The sequence below is a fragment of the Flavobacterium sp. UBA2787 genome (genome assembly GCA_002352205.1).
In the GTDB taxonomy this organism is placed as follows: Bacteria; Bacteroidota; Bacteroidia; order Flavobacteriales; family Flavobacteriaceae; genus Flavobacterium.
In genome coordinates, this window is the sequence record DEHZ01000005.1 from 251,172 (window position 1) to 274,774 (window position 23,603).

Consider the following 23,603-nt stretch of genomic DNA (forward strand, 5'->3'; position numbering starts at 1 on the left):
TTATTCTGCTTTTTCTATTCGTAATCCAACATCGGTTACACCTTCCAGTGCTGTGATGCCTTCAATTTTTCCTGATTTTCGTAAGGCTTGTTGAATGTAAATTTGATATTTACCTGATTTTGGGAACACAAAATTTTCTTTGTAATATAATTTATTCTCTTTCGTATCGGTTAAACCTTCGCCCATTAAAGTTCCGTCGGGTTCGGCCATTTGATATTCCAACGTGTCAACAATTGTTTTTTTGTTGGGTTGTTCCATTTCAACAATTAGAAACAAATTATTGAATTCATAATTTTTGTTGTTTCGTATGTTGATGTAAAGATTATGTTTGGCAACTGTATCTTTTTGTTCCACAGAAAAAGTTACAATACTGTCTTTGTGCCACACTTTTCCAACTTTTTTATATTCGTCAAAAAGTCTTTTTTTGTCACAAGATGTCACAAAAATCAATAAAAAAACTAAAAACAGACTATTTTTTAGGGTCATTTTTAACAATTTTATTTGGTCTTCTTTTTTTGTTATTATTGTTGTTGTTTTTCTTTCTTTTTGGTTGATCAAAACGGGTTAAACTCTCTTGGCCCATTGCGTTGTTGAAATCTTGTTTCGGTTCTGCCACAATTTCTAACGCAAAATCTTCCAAGGAAGAAATTCTTTTTCGCTGTTTATTTTCGGCTACAATTTCTTTTACTTGATCAATGTGAATTACGTGCCAATTCGCAATATTATCTGCATAAGCAAACCACATTAAACCTTTAAAAATATCTTGTTTTTGACAATAAGCAACGCCTCTTTCGGTTTCGATTTTAGTATCAAAATCAGGAAAATCTTTTAACGCATCCATGTAAGTATCCAACTCGTAGTTTAAACAACATTTGAGTTTACCACATTGTCCGGCTAATTTTTGAGGATTTAAAGAAAGTTGTTGATAACGTGCAGCAGAAGTATTCACACTTCTAAAATCGGTGAGCCATGTTGAGCAACATAATTCTCTTCCGCAAGAACCAATTCCACCTAAGCGAGCTGCTTCTTGACGAAACCCAACTTGTTTCATTTCTATTCTGGTTTTAAAAGCCTGAGCATATTCTTTGATTAATTGACGAAAATCAACTCGGTCTTCGGCAGTGTAATAAAAGGTAGCTTTGGAACCATCACCTTGAAATTCGATGTCTGAAATTTTCATTTGTAATTGAAGCTGAATAGCAATTTCACGGGCTCTCACTTTCATGGGCTCTTCTTTTTTCTGCACATCGGCCCAAATATCAATGTCTTTTTGAGAAGCTTTTCGATACACTTTTGCAACATCTGGACTTGTATGATTCACTCCTTTTTTCTTCATTTGAACTTTTACTAATTCACCAACAAGGGTTACAATTCCTACATCGTGACCAGGAGAAGCTTCTGTGGCAACAATGTCGCCTATAATTAAAGAAAGTTTTTCGGTGTTGCGGTAAAATTCTTTACGTCCGTTTTTAAAACGCACTTCCACACAATCAAATTGTTCTTGACCACTTGGCAAACTCATGTTTGCTAACCAGTCAAAAACCGTTAATTTGTTGCAGCTATCGGTGCCGCAAGTCCCTTTATTTTGACATCCTTGAGGGGCACCACCGGTTTTGCTCCCCGTAGAACAGTTTGTACAAGCCATAATTTATATATATTGGTCACCCCTTTTTATCAGGACTACTGACATTAAACGTTAAGTTTGTAAAGATAGTATTTTTTTGATAGAAGTTGCAGTGGTAAGATTTTACAAATTTTTTACTTTTCCACGGTTTCAATTTTTTCTTCATTCTTCCCACGGTTGAAACCGTGGGTTAAGTTGTTTTGCGTTAACCTTGTTTGCGTAAAGATTCGTCATCTACTTCAAACTTCGCCCACAGTTTCAATTTTTTCTTCATGCTTACCACGGTTAAAACCTTGGGTTAAGTTGTTTTGCGTTAACCTTGTTTGTTTAAACATCCGCCATCTATTTCAAACTTCGCCCACGGTTTCAACCGTGGGAAGTTAAAATGAATCTAACTTACTCCTTAATGTCATGCAACTTCAAAAGCACTTTTTGCTCTTCATCAAAGTTCATCTTTGAGTGATGATTTTTTTGATTTTTAATATAATCATGCACTTTTTGTAATTGTGATTCACTAACAGAGAATGCGGCATAACCAGTTTGCCATGCAAATTTTCCAGGCAATAAATCACTACCGTTTAAAGCATGTGAAACACTTCCTTTGACTTGTTTTAAAACATCAGCTAAAGATTTTTGAGAATTTAATAAAAACAAAGTATGAACATGATCTGGCATTCCATTGATAATTCTAGTGGGGCAATTGAGTTCCTTTAATTCATCATAAATTAAATTATAAACTTTCTTTTCGATAGAATAATCAATTAGTTCAATTCTGCTTTTTGTTGTCCAGATGGCGTGTATCCAAATTTTCGTGAATGAGTGTGGCATATATTTTTTACTGGTTTTTAAGTCATAATCTTGAACAATTTATCCGACAATCGAATTCTAAACGGAACTGCAAAAGTCAATTTATCTCCTACATTTGCTACAGAATTTTCTTTGCCATTGACAAAGATTTTCTCTAAAACCAATTCCTGATTTCCTGTGGTTGGACCTGATATTAAGATTTTGTCTCCTGATTTTATTTCTTGGTTTTCAATTAAAAATAAGCCAATTTGTGCTTTGGTGTAATAATGTTCTGCTTTGCCAACCAATATTTTTTTCTGTTTGATGCGTTCGCGAATGGGTTTTGGTTTTTCGGCTGTAGCTAATGATTTATCGCTCAATTCACCGGAATGCTTGAATTTAAGTGCGTCGGATTTTCCTTTTTTGAAAATCATATTTCCTTTTTGAATTCCACGACGTAATTTCACTTGTTCTGCTAATGGTAAATGAGTGATTTCCTGACATTCAGATGAACAGCAATTTTCCATTTTTTCTTTACATTCCTCACATTGAATGAACAATAAATGGCAACCATCGTTTACACAATTAGTATGATTATCACACGGTTTTCCACATTGATGACATTGCGAAACAATATCGTTTGTGATTCTTTCGCCTAAGCGATGATCAAAAACAAAATTTTTACCAATGAATTTACTTTGTAAACCTTCTTGCTCAATTTGACGAGCATATTCAATAATTCCACCTTCTAATTGATATACGTTTTTAAAACCTTTGTGTTTAAAAAACGCACTGGCTTTTTCGCATCGAATTCCGCCCGTGCAATACATCAAGAGATTTTTATCTTCTTTAAAATTTTTCAATTGCTCTTCAATAATAGGTAGCGATTCTCTAAACGTATCCACATCCGGAGTGATTGCTCCTTTAAAATGACCAATTTCACTTTCGTAATGATTTCTAAAATCGACTACAATTGTATTTGGATCTTCTAAAAGTTGATTAAATTCTTTCGCTTTTAAATGAATTCCTTTGTTGGTTACGTCAAAAGTGGAATCATCAAGCCCATCAGCTACAATTTTATGTCTCACTTTGATGGTTAACTTCAAAAAGGAATAATCATCGTGTTCACGAGCGACATTGAGGCGAATTCCTTTCATAAAATCATACGCTTCAATAGTGTCTTTAAACGAATAAAAATTGTCTGCCGGCAACGAAATTTGGGCGTTAATTCCTTCGTGAGCCACATAAATTCTTCCCAAGACATCCAACGGATTCCAGGCTAAGAATAAATCATCTCTAAATTTTTTAGGGTCTTCAATTTTGGCGTAGGCATAAAAAGACAACGTAAGTCGTTGTTTGCCGGCTTGATCAATAAGCTCGGCTCTTTCTTCTGCCCTCATCGTGTTATACAGTTGCATGCTATAAACGTTTTTGGGTTAATACAATAAGATGAATTCTAAATGGAAGAATTCGCTACAAAAATAAACATTTTAGATTAAATATAAATAGTAGGGTTTTTATTTAATCACTTGTTTTATAAAATAAAAACAATATATATTTGTTTAACCTAACTAATTGATTTTATGAACAGACGTAATTTTTTAAAGAATTCAGGAAAGGTGATACTAGTCAGTTCGGCTTTAGTGATCACAGGGAATTTAGTTGCCTCCTGTTCGTCAGACAGTGATGATTCTTATGATGACGGTTATTACGATGATGGATACTATGATGATGGATACTATGACGACGGTTATTACGATGATGGCTATTATGACGATGGTTATTACGACGACGGTTACTACGACGATGGCTATTATGATGATTAATCTCCTATAATTATTCATTGAAGAAAATACTTTTTTTACATGACACCTACACCTCCTTAAAACGTGGTGCTGAGTTAACTATAACCCAATTGGTCGCTCTTGGCAATCAATTGGGTTACTTTGTTGAAGTTGATTTGTTGACTGATTTTGAGTTAACAAAAAGTAAAATTCAGCAATCGGATTTAATTGTGTTGAATAGTACTTCTCGATGCCGATTTGAAAAAAAGTTGCTTAGTTATTTAGTTGATAAAAAAATAAACTACGTCAAAATTGAATTTGATTACAATTTTTGTATTCGAAGGAATATTTTATGCACAGTTGACAGAGGAATTAGAAACTGCTGTGACAACGAAAAATACCATTTATATCATGAAGTTTTTGGAAATGCAAAGTTGAATGCGTTTCAATCACCAAAACATTTTGAAGACCATTATGCTTTTTATGGCGAATCGGTTGCCAATAAAATTATAATGGCACCCACAGTTGAAGTTGATAAATTGCAAATTTCTGAAATAAAAAACGATAGTATAATTCCTTTTTTTGGAGATATTAGCTATTTAAAAGGTGGTGAAGCTTTGCTTGATTATGCTCTGGAAAATCCGCAATTTACCTTTCAAGTGTATGGAAAAAATGAGTTAAGAAGGGATTTACCTTCCAATGTTTTTTTGAATGATTATATCCCAAATGAAGAAGTTCTAAAAATTCTTGGTCAATCAAAGCACTTTTTCTGTAAACCGGTTTGGCCGGAACCATCCGGAAGATTGGCTGCAGAAGCTTTTTTGTCGGGTTGTGAAATGATTACAAACGACAGAGTAGGAACGTGGTCGTTTGATTTTTATCCCAATGATAAAGAAAGAGCCGAACAGGAAATGAAAGAAACACCACAAATTTTTTGGGATAATATAAGTCGTATTTTAAATCAAAATGAAACCGAAGATGTTCCCGATTTAGGCAATGTTTTGGTCTATAAAAGTTATGGTGGTTTGGGCGATATTTTCTTTTGTTTGCCCAGTTTAATCAATTTAAAAGAAGTTTCTAAATCGGTAAGTTTTGCGGTTCATCCAAGATTAGTTTCTTTCTTTACGAAGTATTTTAAAGAGATTATCATTGTTGATGAAGAAAAAATCAAAGAAAAAGAAGCCGATTTTGATAAAATCATCGAATTAGGAAATTATCCTGCTTTTCGTGGTTATGATTTGCCTCATGCAATCAGATATTCAACACATAAAAAAGTTAAACAGCATTCCATTCAGCATCATATTGACGGATTAGCAAAGTTTCATAAAAATTATTCTAATCAAAGTAAAGGTTATCCTTATTTTGAAAGAGATACAGATTATGAAAATCCGTATTATACCGTTCATCCGGGTGCCGGTTTTCTATTAAAAATTTGGCCAACAGAAAATTATGCTAAATTGATTGAAGAACTCCATCACTTATTTCCAAAACTAAAATGTAAAATTATTTTAGGGAAAGAAGATCCAAATCCTGCTGATTTTTTCACTAAAGAAATGCCTCATATCGACTATGTTACAGGAGGTTTAGACGACATTGGAAAAGCAATGGAGTCCGCTTTTTTCCACATTGGAAACGATGCCGGAATTACCCACGTCGCCGGAGCATTCAACGTTCCAACAGTCGGAATTTATGGTCCAACTGGCCCAGGTTCTTGGGGAAGTTTTGCCAAGTTTAATGAAATCATTTGGGGCAAAAAAGGCAATTGCGATTTGCGATGCAACTATGATGTGATTCTAAATTGTCCTGACAGGGTTTGTTTGTCTTCCACAACGGTTCCGCGTGTTTTAAATGCATTGTATTCACTTTTACAGAAAGCCTATGAAGAAATTGCTTTCGATTTAAAAGTGAATCCACTTTTAGAAGTTGATTTTTCTGAAAAAGATTGCTTACTCAAAATCAATGAGAACGAATTGTTGATTGAGTACCGCGACTTATCTATGAAAAATTCCGTAGAAGAAATTTTAAAAGGAAACTTCAAAGACGATTTTTCGGAGGAAGAAGAATCGCTTATTCATGTTTTTATTGAACAACAAGTAATATTCTGTATTCCTGAATTGAAATAAAAAATCCTTTCAAATTTACATCTGAAAGGATTTAATTTTTATAAAATAGAGCTTAACAAAACTCGTTATAAGCATCTTTTAAATTCTCAGCAATCATTTCCGCCGGACGGCCTTCAATGTGATGCCGTTCTAACATATGAACCAACTCACCATCTTTAAACAATGCCATACTTGGCGACGATGGTGGAAAAGGAAACATGTGTTGTCTAGCCGCATCAACCGCATCTTTGTCAACACCGGCAAAAACAGTCACTAATTGGTCTGGTTTTTTAGCACCGTCTAAACTCATTTTTGCTCCTGGTCTTGCATTTCTGGCAGCACATCCGCAAACAGAATTCACAACTACCAACGTTGTTCCTTTTTGTGAAATTGCATTTTCTACTGCTTCTGCACTATATAATTCTTGAAAACCTACTTCCGATAATTCGGCTCTCATTGGTTTTACCATTTCTTCTGGATACATATCTATTCTTATTTTAGATTATTGATGTAAAATTTTTCAATTGCAAAGTTACTAAGAAATCATTTTCATTTGATGATTTCAATCATAAAGATTTGTTATGATTAAATAAGTTTTTACAACAAATCTGTTCCGATTTTTAATCCTACAAAAATAGTTCTTGGTCGAGATGGACCGTAAATATAAGTTGCATCTCTATTTACACCTAAATCAAAATCTTTTTGGTATTGATTGAATAAATTCTGAATTCCACCACTTAATTGAAGGTGCAATTTTTCTTTTACCACAAACGTATACGATGATTTTAAATTGACTTCATAAAAATCACCTGTTGTTTCCAAACGATCTTCGGCAATAAATCCGGCATAATGCTGAGCATACATTTTTCCTGTGTAAACTACAGAAATATTGTTTTGAAATGCTTTTTTAGGCGAAAATGTTGCCATTAAATTTCCATACACATTTGGCGAACGGAAGAAATTTCGATTTGTATTCGTCAAGTTTTCACTCCATTGAACCGCTTCGTCATACATCGCTTTTTGAATCGTAGCACCTGCTTGAAACTGCCATTTTTGTCCCGGTGCATATTTTGCTTCCAAATTCACACCATACACATCAGCTCCTTTTCCGTTGCGTTTTTCCCAGATCGTTTCTGAAAGTTGTTCCAATACAAAAGGGTCGTTTAATCGGGTGTAAAAAGCTTCAAATGTCAATCCGGCCTCAGAGTTTGGAGTAACTTTATTCCAATCTAAGGACGTTAAAAACGAATGTGATGTTTCCGATTCCAATCCATCCGCTAGTTCAACCAATGCGACTTCTCCGGCAGCAATTCGGGCGTGAATGTCTTCCGAAAAGACTTGTGGGGCTCTAAAACCTTTGGCATAACTGTTTCGCCACTGCAAATTTTCTTTAAAATTATAGAGTATATTTAGTCTCGGATTAAAAATCACAGCCTCATCGGCAGCATTGTGAAAATCGGCTCGTAATCCGCCTAAAACTTTCAATTTTTCATTGACTTTCCATTCTTGTTGAGCATAAATTCCTAAAATATCTAGTGTTTGATTTACAAATGCATTATAACCCGGTTTTTCATCAACCATCATTTCTTTTTTGTATTCGGCTCCGGTTGTTAAGGTTGCCGACCCGCCTAAAAATGACTCTTGTTTTCGGTTGTATTGAGCTCCACCGATCCAAGTTACAACTTCAGTATTTCCGTAACCGCGAATGCTTTCTTCATAGTCGATATTTCCAAATTCATCATCGGCTCGACCACCATAAAAGTTATCATTTTTAGATTGTTGGGTGTTGAAATAAACAGCATATTTGTTCTTTTCATCTTCCGAATAATTCTCAAATGTGAGTCCGCCACCCACCATTTTGGAAGTAATTTGTTCTGTCGTAAGAGCTTCAAACGGTTGTAAATCAAAACGGTTTTCGCCGCCTCTTCTAAATTCGTTTACAGTATGAAATTCGGCTGTAATTTTACTTCGTTCAAACGGACGATAAAACGATTTGAATCCGAAAGTTCGGTTTTGCATTGTCGTAATTTCCGTAAAATTATCATCATTGGCATCAAAAGGTTCACGGTCACGGAGCATCGCAAAAATCTGAATTCCTAAATTCAAATCTTCTGATAAAACTGTTCCGTTTAACGTTAATGCTTTGTCGGGCACATTTCCGTCAATTAAACCTAAATGCGAATTAATTTCAAACGAATTTTCAATCGGATCTTTTGTAATAATGTTGATGGTGCCCGCAATCGCATTCGATCCATATAAAGATGAACCGCCACCACGAACCACTTCAATTCTTTCTATCATATTGGTCGGAATTTGATCTAAACCATATACACCATTTAAGGCAGAAAAAATCGGTCGACTATCCATTAAAATTTGAGAATAAGCTCCATCCAAACCATTCATCCGAACTTGAGAAAATCCACAGTTCTGACAATTGGTTTCCATTCGCAATCCGGGTTGAAAACTCAATCCTTCCGATAAACTGATGGCTTGTGCTTTTTGTAAAACTTCCGAATTTGTAACGGTTACAATCACAGGAGCTTCGGTTCTTTTTTGCAATCCACGAGTGGCTGAAACAACGACTTGATTGAGTCCGAAAACACTTTCTTCTAAATTAAAATCCAAATGAATTTTTCCTCCGGAAGGAACATTTATATTTTTTTCTTGATTTTTAAAACCAATGGCTTGGACGATGATGGTTTGCTTACCCGACGGAACTTCAATGGAATAATTTCCGTTTTCATCAGACGAAGTTCCTGTTGTTGCATTTTTCAAAAGAATGCTAGCAAATGGAACCGCTTGACCTTCAGATAAAATATGACCCACAACCGTTCCTTTTTCTTGAGCTTGTGAAATTAATGTAAAAGATAAAACAACTAAGAGCAGAATTTTTTTCATACCAAAAAATAAATTTAGACAAAACTAAAAATTATTTTACTCATATCAAATTATCTTAGTATATTTGTTTTCAATTAATTGAATTTATGACCTATTCGGAAGAAAATTATATCAAAGTAATTTATCATTTATCGTTGGTTTCGCCCAAAGGAATTAATACCAATGCGATTGCGGGTATGATTGAGAGTAAGGCATCTTCGGTTACGGATATGGTAAAGAAATTAGCCGAAAAAGAATTGGTTGATTACCAGAAATACCAAGGTGTGACGCTCACTCAAAAAGGATTGCACGCTGCCAAAATGATTGTAAGAAAACATCGTTTATGGGAAGTTTTTTTGGTAGAAAAATTAGATTTTACGTGGGATGAAGTACACGATTTGGCGGAAGAATTGGAGCACATTAAATCGGAGAAATTGATTAATCGATTGGATGAATTTTTAGGCTTCCCTAAAGAAGATCCTCACGGTGATCCGATTCCTGATCGATATGGACAGATGATAAAAGTGGAAAAACAATTACTTTCTGAAGTGGGTTTGAACAAAAAAGTGATGTGTTTAGGTGTTAAAGATAGTTCGCCGAGTTTTTTGCAGTATTTAGATAAACATCAAATTTCGTTAGGTTCGGAAATTGAAATTATCAATAAAGAAGCCTTTGATATGTCGCTAACTATTTTAATGAATGGAAAAGAGATTTTAATTTCGAATAAAATTGCCGGTAATTTATTTGTAAAAGTGATATAATATGTTTGATAGCATTGTAGACTATTTATCGAGTATTGACCCCATTTTGGCGGCTTTATATGCCACGTTATTTACTTGGTTTTTAACGGCGTTAGGAGCTTCAGTTGTGTTCTTTTTTAAGACGATGAATCGTGCCGCTTTAGACGGAATGCTTGGTTTTACGGGCGGAGTTATGGTTGCTGCCAGTTATTGGAGTTTGCTTGCACCTGCCATCGAAATGTCGGAAGGAGAAGGTTTTGTAAAAGTAATGCCGGCAGCAGTTGGTTTTCTTTTAGGAGCCTTTTTCTTGTTTGGTTTGGATAAAGTTTTACCGCATTTACATATCAATTTCAAAGAAACAGAAGGTGTAAAATCGCCTTGGCAAAAAACGACACTTTTGGTTTTGGCCATAACATTACACAACATTCCGGAAGGATTGGCGGTTGGTGTTTTGTTTGGTGGCGTTGCTGCCGGAATTCCTGAAGCCTCTATTGCAGGAGCTACTATTTTAGCCATTGGAATTGGGATTCAAAATTTTCCCGAAGGAATTGCCGTTTCTATGCCGTTGCGACGAATGGGAATGAGTAGAAAGAAAAGTTTTTTATACGGACAATCGTCTGCTTTAGTTGAACCCATTGCCGGAGTTTTGGGAGCAGTTGCGGTTACGTTTTTTACCCCAATTTTACCTTATGCTTTAGCATTTGCTGCCGGAGCCATGATTTTTGTGGTAGTAGAAGAAGTAATTCCGGAAACGCAACAAGACAAACATACGGATATTGCCACTTTAGGTTTCATTGGCGGATTTGTTGTTATGATGAGTTTGGATGTGGCATTGGGGAGTTAATGACAACCGCAATCATCACTACTGCAATTTTTCTTCGATTTCTTTTTACCAAAAAAATGAAAATAGAGAACAACAATTGCAATTCCTAAAATGATAAACGCGATTATTTCCTGAAAATCAATCATAGTACAAAGATAAAAGGTTCTCCATCAAAAACAGAGAACCTTTAACAAACAAATAAAAACATTTTTTAAAATTGTGCTGAAATTCCGAAATGGATTCCAAAAGGCATTCCCGGACGTAATCCAGCAGGAACTCTTGAAACAGCATATTCTTTATCTAATAAGTTCACGATATTACTCATCAAACTTACTTTTTCGGTTAAATGATATTTGGCAGAAGCATCAATAATGAAGTTGCTTTTCACCAATTCGTTATCCGGAATTGAACCTTGTCCGGCAACGGTTCTAAATTGATCATTGTATTTTCCACTGATGGAAACATTGAATTTTTTATGATCTAAACCGGCAATAATCGAAAATTGATTTTTTGCGATGTAGGGAATTTCATCACCAACTTCAATTTCTCCCCACGCTTCGGTATCACTTTCAAAATTGTTTTTTAATTCAGTATCAGTAAAAGTGTAGCTGAAAGTAATCGGCAATTTAAACGCTGCATTATCATTATTCAAAAGATCATACGAAACCAAAACTTCTAAACCTTGTACTTGAGCTGCTCCGGCATTAAACAAATCGCCCGTTCCGGTTCCACCTGCTGCATTGGTATCGGCACCTTGCAAACGATTAAAATCATTGTAAAAAGCGATGATTTCTCCGTTTAATGCTTTTTTGGTAAAACGGAATCCGGCTTCATAATTCATGCTGCTTTCACCTTTGTCTTCTTCATTAACTCCCGGAGGCGAAAAACCTTTGTGTAAACTGGTGAATGCCGTGTAACTATCATTAAATTTATACAAAACGCCTAAACCTGGAATGTATTCTTCTGTTCTGTTTTGTCTGTGATTTAAGTTTACACCGGTTCTGTCTAAATCTGCTGTACCGTAATTTAAACTACGACGAATGATGTTTTCATAACGAATTCCGGGAGAAAATGTAAACTTTTTATAAGTTAAATTATATAAGATGTGAGCGGAAACTGCTTCTGCACTTTCTACACGATTATCTTGTGTACCCGGAGTTCCGGTAGAAGTTCTGAATAATGCATTATTTTGAATTTTATAACGATCATCCCATTGAAAACGATCTTCGCTGTCTAAATGATAACGAACTCCAAAATCAATATCGTGTGTGACAACATCACTGTTTAGTTTGAAATTTAATACGGTTTGAATTCCTTCTGCCAAATAACCACGATTGTTATTTCGTAATCTTAAAGCGTTATCTGCTGTGTTTACTGCTCCGGTAATAATGTCGTAACCCGCTTGATTTTCCTCTGGATTATCTAATATTGATGCTAAAGAAACATTTGAACCACCTACATTCACATCGTGTAATTTATACCAATTTCTTTTAAAATTATTGCGGTATGCTTTAGTTGTAATCGTTAAATAATCAACCGGAATGAATAAATGCGTTAACATTAATTGGTCGTGTTTCGTATCAATTTTATCCGCTTCGGAAGATAAATAACGACGGTATGGATTGTTGTCAAAATCGTTTTGCGTCAAACCTAAATACGTTTCATCTGAGTATTCATTGGATAACTGAGCTTTTAACGTCAACGATTGAAACATTTTTGCTTCCGGACTAGTGTTCACTCTAAATTTTGCCACATAATCATTTCCGTTGTAGCCGGTTGTTCTGTTGCTAAAATCGATGGTTTTAAAACCTTCAGAATTACGATTGTTGTATTCTATTAAATAACCGAAGTTTTTGAAATTATCACCAACATTCACATACGTATTTTTGGTATCAAAACTTCCCATCGAGGCGACAACTTTACCTGAAAATTGAGAAGGAATTTGGTTTGAAACCATATTAATTGCTCCACCGGTTGTGTAAGGACCGTATTGAATTTGACTTCCTCCTTTTAAAATTTCAAAACTTTGAATTCTACTAACGGTTGGAAAATAATACGCTGCCGGAGCAGAATAGGGTGCCGGTGCAATTAAGATTCCGTCTTCCATCAAGGTGATTTTTGATGCTCTTGACGGACTTGTTCCCCTTAATCCGATGCTTGGTCGAAGACCGAAACCTTCTTCTTCTACAATGTTTACACCAGGAACACTTCTTAAAATTCTATTGATATCTGAATAATTGAAAGTTTTTAATTCTTCAGGAGAAATAAAATAAGTTGAACCCGCTTTATTTTTTGCTTTGAATTTACTTCCCACCAAAACATCAGCGTTTACCGTAACTCCGTCTAATCTTCTAACGGTGTCATTTAAAGCTAAATCGTCTTGTGATTCTGAATTTTGAGCAAAAGAAAAGCTTGTCAAAGCAAGCAGGCAAAGTGTAAATGTGGTTTTCATTATTGTTATTTAGATTTAATCTACGTTGCAAAAGTAATTATAGATTTTATTTAGACAAAATATAAATAAGGAAAGTTTTTTAATTTTTTTTAATGTATTGAAAATGAATAAGTAGGCTTTTTCAACTTTTTTACAGAAACTTAAAAACCAATTGATTAGGTTGATTGAACTTTAACAAAATAGGCACAAAATGTGCAAAGAACCATCCCTTAGATGCTATACTTTTGACAAATAATAAGGAAAACAATCTTTATTATCCAAAAACACTAAATAACTTAAAAACACAATACCATGAAAAAAGCACTATTTATTTTAGGAATGATTTTGATGACTTCAACTTTTGTAGTTTCTTGTACCACAGATGATATGGAAATGGAAACTCAAGGAAATACAGCTATCACTGAAAATAATGACCAAACAAATATTGACCCTAAGAAGGGAGGAAATTAATTTTTCCAATTTGCATTACATCGAAAAGTAGCGTTTACCGCTACTTTTTTTTGTTTAAAAAAGTACCTTTGTTACAATTCAACTAAAAATTATGACAAAGTATCTCACGATAAGTGTAATGCTATTTTTTATATATGCCTGTAATAATAAAGAAAACTATTTAAGTGGTTATGATCGTATAGACAGTTTAATTACTTCTGTAAAAACTCAAAACCACTATTCTGATGAGATAAATAATTCTTTGGATTATACATTTAGGCTTCTGGCAGACAAACCAAATGATTCGCTCAAGCGACTTTATTTACTCAAATTATCCGATCAATATTATAATTTTGGTCTTCAGGAAGATTATATCAAAGTATGTAAATTAAATTTAGAATTGTCTTTACAAGCAAAAGATAGTTCTCGTTTAGGAATCATCTATTATGACATTGCCGATTATTACAGAGGTAAATCTTACAATGATACGGCTTATGTTTTTTACAATAAATCATTGCATTTTCTCAAACCAACTAATTTTGAAAAAAGAGGGCGAACCATTCTCAATAAAGCCTATTTGTTGCGTTTTGAAAACAGTTTAGTAGAAAGTGAAATTCAAACTATCAAAGCACTTGAAGTAGCAAAACAATCCGGCAACGAAAGATTAATTTACGATTGTTTAAATAATCTAGGGATAATTAATAACGATATAAAAAACTTCGATTTAGCGTTAGATTATCATAAACAAGCCCTGAAGCAATTAGATAATTTAAAAACTGATTCTCAACATTCCATTTTGGTGGCTCAAACCAAGAATAATATGGCGGTTTGTTATCATCGTTTGAAAAATAATTCGAAAGCAATTTCACTGTTGGAAGAAGCCACAAGTTCCAAAAATTTAAAAAATGAAAGCATCCTTTTGTATGCTGTTTTAAAGGATAATCTGACGTATTATAAATTCAAATCCAATCAAAATGTTAGAGAAGATGAATTTGATATTCCATTAAAAATTAGAGATAGTTTAGATAATAAACTTGGCGTAATTGTCAGTAACACAAGAAAAGGAGAGTTTTTTTTAAGTCAAAAAGATACTGCCAAGAGCGTTTCCTATTTTTTGAAAGCAAAAGAAATAGCACGAGATATCAAAAGTCATCGTGACGAATTACTGCTTTTAAATTTTTTAGCAGAAGCAGAACCTAAAAATAGATTATTTTACAAAGAAAATTACATTAAACTGAGCGATAGTTTGATGGAATCTGAACGAGCTGTCAGAAATAAATTCACTCGAATTGAGTATGAAACAGATGAAATAATTCACGAAAAAGAAGTCTTGGCAAAACAGCAACAACTCATCGTTTTTACTTCCATTTCAATTATTGTTTTGCTTATTTTGGTTTATATTATTTTCCGTCAGAAAGCGAAGCAAAAAGAATTACTATTGATTCAAGAACAGCAAAAAAGCAATGAAGAAGTATATCAATTGATGATCGATCAGCATCATAAAGTGGAAGAAGGAAGAGCTTTAGAAAAAAACAGAATTTCACTCGAACTTCACGATGGAACGTTAAGTATGTTGGCTGGAATTCGATTTAATTTATACGGTTTTCAAACAGAGGAAGATTCCGAAAAAAATGAAAAATTCCTTGATCAAGTTGATCAAATTAAAACAGTGGAAAAAGAAATTAGAAACATAGCACACGATTTAAAAAATAATTTATTTATAAAAAAAGAAAGTTTCTTAATGCTTTTGAATGACTTTATTGAAGACCAAAAAATCATTTCCAAAATCAATTATAAATTAGAACTTGACTCTGATATTGAATGGGAAAGTCTTCCTCAATCATTAAAAATAAATTTTTTCAGAATCATTCAGGAGGCGGTTTACAATAGTCAGAAATATGCTAAAGCAAAAAATATTTCGATTTCTATCCAAATCAATAAAAAGAATATTGAACTTTGTATTAAAGATGATGGAGTTGGGTTTAATTCGGAAGCTAAAACAAAAGGCATCGGTTTAGAAAACATCAAACAAAGGGTTTCAGCAATGGATGGCTTTGTCAAAATAAAATCAATCAATCAAAAAGGAACGCAAGTTTTTTGTAAAATACCATTTCACTATGAATATCAAAATATTGATGATAGATGATCACCCACTTATTTTAGAAGGTTATAAAACAACTTTAGCTCAAAATAAGTTAGGAATTACTTTGTCTGCCAGAACGATAACTTCGCTGGAAGAAGGGTATAATTTATCTCAAAATAAAGCAGAGTTAGCCGAATATTCCATTTGTTTCATCGACCGAAATATGCCACCTTTTCTTCAAAAAGATGTAGAAAATGGTGAAGATTTGGCAGCTTTACTTAAAGCTACAAATCCGGAATTAAAAATAGTAATTCTTACTTCACACGATGAACCGATTTTATTGTATGAATTAAAAAACAGACTCCGACCGGAAGGAATTTTAGTAAAAAGCGATTTGGATTACAGAAGTATGCAAGACGCTTTTCAAAAAATAGTAGAAGGCCAAAATTATTATAGTGCCGTTGCAAGTAAAGGTTTTGAAACCATTAAAAAATATTTGAATGATTTTGATCAAACTGATCGAAGAATAATATTATTACTTTCACAAGGTTTGCGAACAAAGACATTACCGGAATCATTAGACCTAAGCTTAAGTGCTATAAACAGCAGAAAAAAAATAATAAAAGATAAACTAAGAGTGCCACACGGTGATGATGAAGCCATTGTAAAGGCAGCAAGAAGATTTGGTCTTCTTTAAATAAACAAAGCTCCCAAATATTCGGAAGCTTCATTACAAACTAAGGGCAAAATCATGTTATTTTAGATGAATCAACTACGATTCATCTTTTGTTGTTTTAATCAATCCAATTCCTGATACAAAGAAAACCAAACCTAAAATACCATAAACTAATGCTGTCTTGAGTGTTTGATTGTTTTCTCCTAAAGTAACCGTTAAATAAGCAGTATAAATTAATCCCGCTATTCCTAATATAGTGAGTATTGTTCCGAAAATTCTTTTTAAGTTCATACGTTTTTAATTTATTGTTTAAACAGTTACGTTACTCATTGAATCAAATAATCCAAAAACTTTTAGTAACCAGATAATTACTGCAATCACAACAACTAAATTAAAAATGCTTTTAATTTTCTTATCCATGGGGATATAAGTGTTTACCGCCCAAAGCAGAAATCCAACGATGATTAACACTATTAAAATGTTTAGAATTGGCATGTTTATTTTCTTTAAAGTTAGATTTCAAAGGTATAAGCATGTTTGTCGATTAACTTTATACAACTATGGTTAAACATTGTATAATTCCCATGTTATGAAAACATGATGATTAAAAAGAATAAAAAGTGTTAATTAATCTAACAATTGAAAAGCAATAAACGCCATTAAATAAGCAAATCCGCTCATTACAAAGAGTTGAATCATTGGCCATTTCCAAGAGTTGGTTTCTTTTTTAACAACAGCCAACGTACTCATGCATTGCATAGCAAAGGCATAAAATAGTAAAAGTGAAATTCCCGAAGCAAACGTATAAATTGGTTTTCCTGTGATGGAATTGACTTCATTTCTCATTTTTTCTTTGATGGTATTTTCTTCTTCGCCATGACTTCCAACGCTGTAAATGGTAGCCATTGTTCCCACAAAAACTTCTCTGGCAGCAAACGAAGCAACAATTCCAATTCCGATTTTCCAATCGTAACCCAAAGGTTTAATTATCGGTTCGATTGATTTCCCAATGATGCCGATATAAGAATTTTCTAATTTATAGGATGCGATTTTGTCATTCAAATCATTTTCTGCCAATGATTGATTTTGTGGTTGGGAAGTGATGATTTCTTTCGCATTTGCAAAATTATCAGTTGGACCATACGATGCCATGAACCATAAAATAATGGATAACGAAATAATGATTTTTCCTGCTCCAAACACAAAAGCTTTTGTTTTTTCAATCACATTCAAACCCACATTTTTATAGTATGGAATTTTATAATTAGGCATTTCTATTACAAAGAAACTTTTTGATTTGAGTTGTAGAATTTTATTCAAAATCATTGCTGAAATCACCGCCATAAAAAATCCCAACGCATACAGCAACATCAACGTTAATCCTTGAAGATTGAAAATTTCGAGCACTTTTTCATTCGGAATTATGATTGAAATTAAGATCGTATACACTGGAATTCTCGCAGCACAAGTAGTAAATGGCGTGACTAAAATGGTGATTAATCGTTCTTTCCAGTTTTCAATATTTCGAGTTGCCATAATCGCCGGAATAGCACATGCAGTTCCTGAAATTAAAGGCACAACACTTTTTCCGCTAAGGCCAAAACGACGCATCGTTTTATCCATCAAAAAAACTACTCTGCTCATATAACCGCTTTCTTCCAACAACGAAATAAAAAGAAATAAAAACGCAATTTGAGGAATAAAAATAAGCACTCCACTAATTCCGGGAATGATTCCTTGCGAAACTAAATCGTTTAATTTTCCGGCCGGTAAATGTTCACTAACCCAGGTACTCAATGAAGCAAAGGATTCATCAATAAATTCCATTGGAACGCTGGACCATTCAAAAACAGATTGAAAAATTAGAAATAAAATGGCAAAGAAAATGACGTACCCACCAACTTTATGAGTCAGAATTTTGTCTAATTTACTTCGTAAGTCTTTTGCTTTTGAAACATCAACTTTTTTACCAATTTTGAGTAAATCATTGATAAATTGATAGCGTTTTACGGTTTCTTTGTGTTGAAGTTTTTTTAATTCTTCATCCGATTTTGAAAAAGAATTATCCAAAATTACATTTTTAGTCAATTCTCCAAAATTCACATCTTGCGAAATAACTAACCAAAGTTTATACAATTGTTGGTTGGGAAAAATTCGTCGTAAATTATTAAAATAGTCCGAATCAATTTCAGAAGCATTCAAACACGCTTCGGTTGAAAGATTTTTATAGTCAACAATTAAATTTTTTAATTCGCTAATTCCGGTTGCTTTTCTGGAACTGACTAAAGCGATTTTGGTTTTTAAGGTTTCTTCCAATGCCGGAATATCCAATGAAATTCCTTTCAACTCCATTTGATCAGCCATATTGATGACTAAAATCGTTGGAATTTCAAGGTCTTTAATTTGTGTAAAAAGGAATAAATTTCGCTTTAAATTTTCAACTTCGGTTACAACTACAACGACATCGGGATAATCTTTATCGTTTTTGTTTAAAAGCAATTCAATGACTAAATTTTCATCTAACGAATTGGCATTTAAACTATAGGTTCCGGGCAAATCCAGTATTGTAGCTTTTTGATTTTGAGGTAAATTACAAGAGCCAACTTTCCGCTCCACGGTAATTCCGGGATAATTTCCAACTTGTTGTTTTAATCCTGTAAGCTGATTAAATAACGACGTTTTTCCGGTGTTTGGATTTCCGACAAGGGCAACTTTTATTGGCAAATCTTTCATATCAATGATTAATTTTCAATGATTTCAACAATAATATCACTTGCCATTTCTTTTCGAATAGCCAAATGAGTACCATTGATGTTTAAATAAAGTGGATCTCCGAAAGGTGCAGTTTGAACCAATTCAATCATATGGCCTTCCATGCAACCCATTTCAATTAATTTTAATGGAATTGTATCTAAATTAAAAGAAATAATGATAGCTTTTTGCTCTTTTTGAAGAAGATTTGCGGTTGTTTGCAACTTTATTTAGAATTGATATAAACACAAAAGTACATTATTTTGAACACATTTTGTTGAAGAATTTTCATAAAAAAGCATTAATTTTTTTCTGTCAACAAAAAACGAATATCTTCAATTAATCGATTTATTTCTTCTGTATTTGTTCCGTCATAAAAACCGCGAACTCTTCTTTTTTTATCAACTAAAATAAAATTTTCGGTGTGAACCATATCATATAATTCCCCTTCGGTTTCTGTTTTTACAGCCAAGTAGGATTTTCGGGCAATGTAGAAAATGTCTTTTTTATCGCCGGTGACCAAGTTCCATTTTGAGTCAATTACTCCTTTTTCTAATGCATATTTTTTTAGAACGGGGACACTATCAATGTGAGGCATAACCGTATGTGATAACAACATCACATCCTGAACATCTTTAAAAACATTTTGAACTTTTACCATATTGTCTTGCATAATCGGACAAATTGTAGGACAAGTCGTAAAGAAAAAATCCGCTACATAAATTTTTTCTTCATAATTTTTTTGGGTTATAATTTCTCCGTTTTGATTGGTAAATGAAAAATCGGCAATCGTGTGGTATTTACTCACATGTTGAACGGTACTGTCAACCAATTCAGGATTCACATCGGAAGGGTTGAAAATAGGAAGCTTTTTATTGGGAGTTAACAAATAAATAGAAATCGAAAGAAAAACAGCAGAAAAAACTAGAAAACCTAAAATTTGAAATTTGTAACGTTTAATGAAGGATAGCATTGCATTATTTTTTGCAAAGGTAAAAAAGATATTGTCAAAACTTCTGCTTATACAACTGTTAATTAATAGTTATCAATTGAAAACGTTTTTCTATTTTTGATTAAAATTCAACATAGATGAAGAAAATTCTACTCGCATTGTTAATAATTCAATGTTCGTTTACTTTTGCTCAATTTAATTCAACCGCTCCATGGATGGATAATATTCAAAAAGATGAAAAAAAGGATGCAACCATTGATGAAATAAAATCTGCTTTTGATGATTATTGGCAAGATAAAAATCACAATGCAAGAGGAAGTGGTTACAAACCTTTTATGAGATGGGAAACCCATTGGCGAAATAAAGTAGACGAAAACGGAAACCTATTGACCCCTACTCAAATGTGGGAGGCTTGGAATCAAAAACGCAACAGAGTTTTAAGCCGTGACGAAACGCTAAACGACGTTAGCAATTGGGAACCTCTTGGTCCTTTTAATCATATCAATACTGGTTCATGGTCTTCGGGTCAAGGAAGAGTAAATGTGGTTATGGTTGATCCAAATAATGCCAACACAATTTACATTGGTGCACCCGCAGGAGGAATCTGGAAATCTACTGATGCCGGTCAAAATTGGATTCCATTATCAGATTATTTGCCTCAAATTGGTGTTTCTGGAATTGCCATCGATCATACAAATTCTAATATAATTTATATTGCTACCGGAGATAAAGATGCCAGTGACACCTATTCTATTGGAGTTTTAAAATCAATTGATGGTGGACTAACTTGGAATACAACCGGTTTGACTTTCAACAATACATCAACCGTTGCAGCAGATATTTTTATGCACCCAAATGATCCATTAACCTTATGGGTTGCAACTAGTGCCGGACTTTATAAAACATCAAATGGAGGAACAACTTGGACAAACAATCTTAATGGAAATGTAAAAGACTTGAAACTTAAACCCGGTAATCCAAACATCGTTTATGCAGTTACTAACAATCGATTTTATCGCTCAACCAATGGAGGAAATAGTTTTACGATGATTACCTCAGGTATGCCGGCCAATTCAGGACGTTTAATTATTGATGTAACTCCTGCCAATCCGGAATATGTTTATGTGCTAAGTGCTAGAACAAATTGGAGTCATCAAGGGCTGTATAAATCAACAAATTCGGGATTAAATTTTAACATTACACAAAATACAGTTGATATTTTTGAAGCTAATCAAGCTTGGTTCGATTTAGCATTAGCTGTTTCAGATACTAATCCGGAAGAAGTTTATACTGGTGTGTTGAATGTATGGAAATCGTCTGACGGAGGAAATATTTTTTCTAAAATAAGCAATTGGTCAAATCCGTTTGAACCCACTTATACCCATGCAGATATTCATTTTTTACGGTTTTATGACGGAGTTTTATATTGTGGAAGCGATGGTGGAGTATATGTCTCTAGCGATAATGCGGCCTCCTTCACCGACTTAACTTCAACTGCTCAAATTGGTCAGTTTTATCGAATTTCTGTATCTAAACAATCAAGTTCTAAAATTGCCGGAGGACTTCAAGATAATGGTGGATATGCTCTTAGCGACAATCAATGGAAAAACTTTTACGGAGCTGATGGAATGGAAACGGCCATCGATCCAAACAATAGTAACAAATATTACGGTTTTATACAAAATGGTGGCGGATTATATTATACCAACAATGCCGGAGTTTCACTTTCAGGAGCTGTCGGTTCACCTGAGGGAGAGAGTGGCAATTGGATTACACCATTGGTCTTTAATTCGGCTGGAGAATTATTTGCCGGATACTCTAGTTTATACAAATTAGTCAATGGTTCTTGGCAAAATATCTCCATAAATTCTTTCTTTAATGGAAATATTGAATTGGTTGTGGTTGATCCTTCAAATGATGACATTATGTATATTGGAGATGGTCAGAATTTATATAAAAGCTCAAACAGAGGAGTAACATTTGATTTTCTTTTTTCGTTCTCATCTGAAATTACATCTATTGATGTGAATGTTCACGATAACAACATAATTTATATTTCAACCGCCGGTACAAATGGATTAGTAAGAAAGTCAACTAATGGCGGAATTTCATTTACAAGTATATCACAAGGTTTGCCCGCTATTGGAAAAAATGTTGTTAGACACCAATCCAACCATCCTTTAAATCCAATTTATGTTGGAACAAGTTTAGGCGTATATTACCGTGATGATTCTTTAAATTCATGGATTCCATATGATACCAATTTACCAAATGTAACCGTAACAGATTTAGAAATTAATGTTTTAGATGGAAAAATTGTGGCTTCAACTTACGGAAGAGGAGTTTGGCAATCTACTATTCCAACTCAATTAGCAGAAAATGAAATCGCTTTGTTGAGTATAGAAAATCCTTCAACTTTGAATATTAATTGTGGTACAGACGTTCTTTCGTTTTTAGTCAAAAATGCCGGATCTTCTACAATAACTAATTTTACCTTAAACTATGCCATAAACGGAGAAGAATCAGTTTATGAATGGAATGGAAATTTACCTTCTCAAGCTAACACAATTGTAGAAATTCCCAATGTTACGCTAATTAGAGGAAACTCAACAATTCAAGCTAATGTGATTATGGCCAATGACGCTTTTAGTAATAACAATACTTTAAATATTCAAGTTTTAAATAACGATAGCGGTGAAGTAGGAGTAGTCAATACATTTGAAACAGAAGACTCTGCTTTATTATCCAATTACTCAGAAGGCCCTGAAAACACTTGGCAACGAGGTGTGCCAATCGGCTTAACCTTAAATCAAACTTCATCAGGTTCAAATGTGTATGGAACAAATCTAAGTGGAAATTATTTAGATTTTACCAAAGCTTATCTTTATTCGCAATGTTATGATTTAACACAAATTACAAATCCTGTCATGCGTTTTAAAATGGCGTTTGATATAGAAGAAAATTGGGATGTACTTTATGTAGAATACTCTACAAATTTTGGTGAAAGTTGGGCTGTTTTGGGAACTGCCGATGATCCAAATTGGTATAATAGTGACCGAAATCCGGAAACTGCCAATGATTGTGATATTTGTCCCGGAGCTCAATGGACAGGAATTAACACGAATTTATTGGAATACAGCTATATGTTAAATTCATTTACTGATGAAAGTAATATTATGTTCAGATTTGTATTTCATTCCGATTACACCATCACTAGAGAAGGTGCTATTATTGATGATTTTGTAATTGATGGAACCTTATCAAATCAAAATTTTGAAGTTAATTCAATAGTGGTTTATCCTAATCCAACAAAAGGTTTGTTTACATTATCGTATGGGAATTTCAAACCACAACAAATTGAAATTTATGATGTTACAGGAAAAAGAATACTTTCTGTTGACAATACTAAATTAAACGAAAATCAAACAGAATTAAATTTATCAGATGTTTCTAATGGAATTTATTTTATCAAAATTTCACACGAAAATGGTCAAACAGTTAAACGAATAATTAAAAATTAATTA

Annotated in this window: 20 protein-coding genes; 8 read left to right on the forward strand and 12 right to left on the reverse strand. The window is 33.5% G+C overall.

Annotated features, from left to right (window positions below):
• The 4 genes from B4N66_RS05160 to B4N66_RS05175 all read right to left on the reverse strand — a co-directional run bounded on the left by B4N66_RS05160 (position 1) and on the right by B4N66_RS05175 (position 3,828).
• The gene (locus tag B4N66_RS05160) at positions 1-486 is read right to left on the reverse strand and encodes a gliding motility lipoprotein GldH (protein WP_291092855.1); all 486 of its coding nucleotides are present in this window, start codon (positions 484-486) and stop codon (positions 1-3) included.
• The gene (locus B4N66_RS05165; protein WP_291092857.1) at positions 470-1,645 is read right to left on the reverse strand and encodes a PSP1 domain-containing protein; all 1,176 of its coding nucleotides are present in this window, start codon (positions 1,643-1,645) and stop codon (positions 470-472) included. The genes B4N66_RS05160 and B4N66_RS05165 overlap by 17 nt, the downstream gene beginning before the upstream one ends.
• A gap of 375 nt (positions 1,646-2,020) precedes the next feature.
• Entirely contained in the window at positions 2,021-2,452 is a 432-nt protein-coding gene (gene tnpA / locus B4N66_RS05170) for an IS200/IS605 family transposase (RefSeq protein ID WP_291092859.1), read from the reverse strand.
• A gap of 17 nt (positions 2,453-2,469) precedes the next feature.
• Positions 2,470-3,828: a rhodanese-related sulfurtransferase gene (locus tag B4N66_RS05175; RefSeq protein ID WP_291092862.1), complete on the reverse strand. Its 1,359-nt coding sequence runs from the start codon at positions 3,826-3,828 to the stop codon at positions 2,470-2,472.
• Between the two features lie 165 nt (positions 3,829-3,993).
• Between B4N66_RS05175 and B4N66_RS05180 the strand changes: the two genes are divergently transcribed.
• Positions 3,994-4,236 carry a hypothetical protein gene (locus tag B4N66_RS05180; RefSeq protein WP_291092865.1) on the forward strand — a complete coding sequence of 81 codons (243 nt, stop codon included), beginning with the start codon at positions 3,994-3,996 and terminating at the stop codon, positions 4,234-4,236.
• A gap of 17 nt (positions 4,237-4,253) precedes the next feature.
• Positions 4,254-6,317 (forward strand): glycosyltransferase family 9 protein, encoded by a 2,064-nt coding sequence (locus tag B4N66_RS05185; RefSeq protein ID WP_291092867.1) that lies wholly within the window; start codon positions 4,254-4,256, stop codon positions 6,315-6,317.
• A 52-nt stretch (positions 6,318-6,369) separates the two neighbouring features.
• Here B4N66_RS05185 and B4N66_RS05190 read toward each other — a convergent pair whose 3' ends face one another.
• Both B4N66_RS05190 and B4N66_RS05195 read right to left on the reverse strand, forming a co-directional pair.
• Positions 6,370-6,780, reverse strand: a complete 411-nt coding sequence (locus tag B4N66_RS05190; RefSeq protein ID WP_188361462.1) for a BrxA/BrxB family bacilliredoxin — start codon at positions 6,778-6,780, stop codon at positions 6,370-6,372.
• Positions 6,781-6,893: 113 nt separating this feature from the next.
• Complete coding sequence (locus B4N66_RS05195; RefSeq protein WP_291092870.1) at positions 6,894-9,194, reverse strand: TonB-dependent receptor; 2,301 nt, start codon at positions 9,192-9,194, stop codon at positions 6,894-6,896.
• 86 nt (positions 9,195-9,280) lie between these two features.
• Here B4N66_RS05195 and B4N66_RS05200 point away from each other — a divergent pair, with 86 nt between their 5' ends.
• Both B4N66_RS05200 and B4N66_RS05205 read left to right on the forward strand, forming a co-directional pair.
• On the forward strand, positions 9,281-9,934 hold the full coding sequence (locus B4N66_RS05200; RefSeq protein ID WP_188361460.1) for a metal-dependent transcriptional regulator: 654 nt from the start codon (positions 9,281-9,283) through the stop codon (positions 9,932-9,934).
• 1 nt (position 9,935) lies between these two features.
• Positions 9,936-10,757, forward strand: a complete 822-nt coding sequence (locus B4N66_RS05205; RefSeq protein ID WP_188361459.1) for a ZIP family metal transporter — start codon at positions 9,936-9,938, stop codon at positions 10,755-10,757.
• Between the two features lie 190 nt (positions 10,758-10,947).
• On the opposite strand, the gene B4N66_RS05210 is transcribed toward B4N66_RS05205, so the two are convergent.
• Entirely contained in the window at positions 10,948-13,188 is a 2,241-nt protein-coding gene (locus B4N66_RS05210; protein WP_291092871.1) for a TonB-dependent receptor family protein, read from the reverse strand.
• Between the two features lie 291 nt (positions 13,189-13,479).
• Here B4N66_RS05210 and B4N66_RS05215 point away from each other — a divergent pair, with 291 nt between their 5' ends.
• The 3 genes from B4N66_RS05215 to B4N66_RS05225 all read left to right on the forward strand — a co-directional run bounded on the left by B4N66_RS05215 (position 13,480) and on the right by B4N66_RS05225 (position 16,397).
• On the forward strand, positions 13,480-13,638 hold the full coding sequence (locus B4N66_RS05215; protein ID WP_291092872.1) for a hypothetical protein: 159 nt from the start codon (positions 13,480-13,482) through the stop codon (positions 13,636-13,638).
• Between the two features lie 91 nt (positions 13,639-13,729).
• A complete protein-coding gene (locus B4N66_RS05220) occupies positions 13,730-15,763 on the forward strand; it encodes a tetratricopeptide repeat-containing sensor histidine kinase (protein ID WP_291092874.1) in 2,034 nt (677 codons plus the stop codon).
• Positions 15,735-16,397 carry a response regulator gene (locus tag B4N66_RS05225; protein WP_291092876.1) on the forward strand — a complete coding sequence of 221 codons (663 nt, stop codon included), beginning with the start codon at positions 15,735-15,737 and terminating at the stop codon, positions 16,395-16,397. The genes B4N66_RS05220 and B4N66_RS05225 overlap by 29 nt, the downstream gene beginning before the upstream one ends.
• A gap of 75 nt (positions 16,398-16,472) precedes the next feature.
• Here B4N66_RS05225 and B4N66_RS05230 read toward each other — a convergent pair whose 3' ends face one another.
• From B4N66_RS05230 to B4N66_RS05250, 5 genes are all read right to left on the reverse strand, one after another.
• Positions 16,473-16,667: a hypothetical protein gene (locus tag B4N66_RS05230; RefSeq protein ID WP_112085242.1), complete on the reverse strand. Its 195-nt coding sequence runs from the start codon at positions 16,665-16,667 to the stop codon at positions 16,473-16,475.
• Positions 16,668-16,685: 18 nt separating this feature from the next.
• Positions 16,686-16,871 carry a Thivi_2564 family membrane protein gene (locus tag B4N66_RS05235; protein WP_291092877.1) on the reverse strand — a complete coding sequence of 62 codons (186 nt, stop codon included), beginning with the start codon at positions 16,869-16,871 and terminating at the stop codon, positions 16,686-16,688.
• A gap of 132 nt (positions 16,872-17,003) precedes the next feature.
• A complete protein-coding gene (gene feoB, locus B4N66_RS05240; RefSeq protein ID WP_291092879.1) occupies positions 17,004-19,109 on the reverse strand; it encodes a ferrous iron transport protein B in 2,106 nt (701 codons plus the stop codon).
• An 8-nt stretch (positions 19,110-19,117) separates the two neighbouring features.
• Positions 19,118-19,351, reverse strand: coding sequence for a FeoA family protein (locus tag B4N66_RS05245; RefSeq protein WP_291092880.1), 234 nt, complete (start codon positions 19,349-19,351; stop codon positions 19,118-19,120).
• Positions 19,352-19,428: 77 nt separating this feature from the next.
• Entirely contained in the window at positions 19,429-20,100 is a 672-nt protein-coding gene (locus B4N66_RS05250) for an SCO family protein (protein ID WP_291092881.1), read from the reverse strand.
• 116 nt (positions 20,101-20,216) lie between these two features.
• Between B4N66_RS05250 and B4N66_RS05255 the strand changes: the two genes are divergently transcribed.
• Positions 20,217-23,600 carry a T9SS type A sorting domain-containing protein gene (locus B4N66_RS05255; RefSeq protein WP_291092882.1) on the forward strand — a complete coding sequence of 1,128 codons (3,384 nt, stop codon included), beginning with the start codon at positions 20,217-20,219 and terminating at the stop codon, positions 23,598-23,600.
• Positions 23,601-23,603 lie beyond the last annotated feature (3 nt).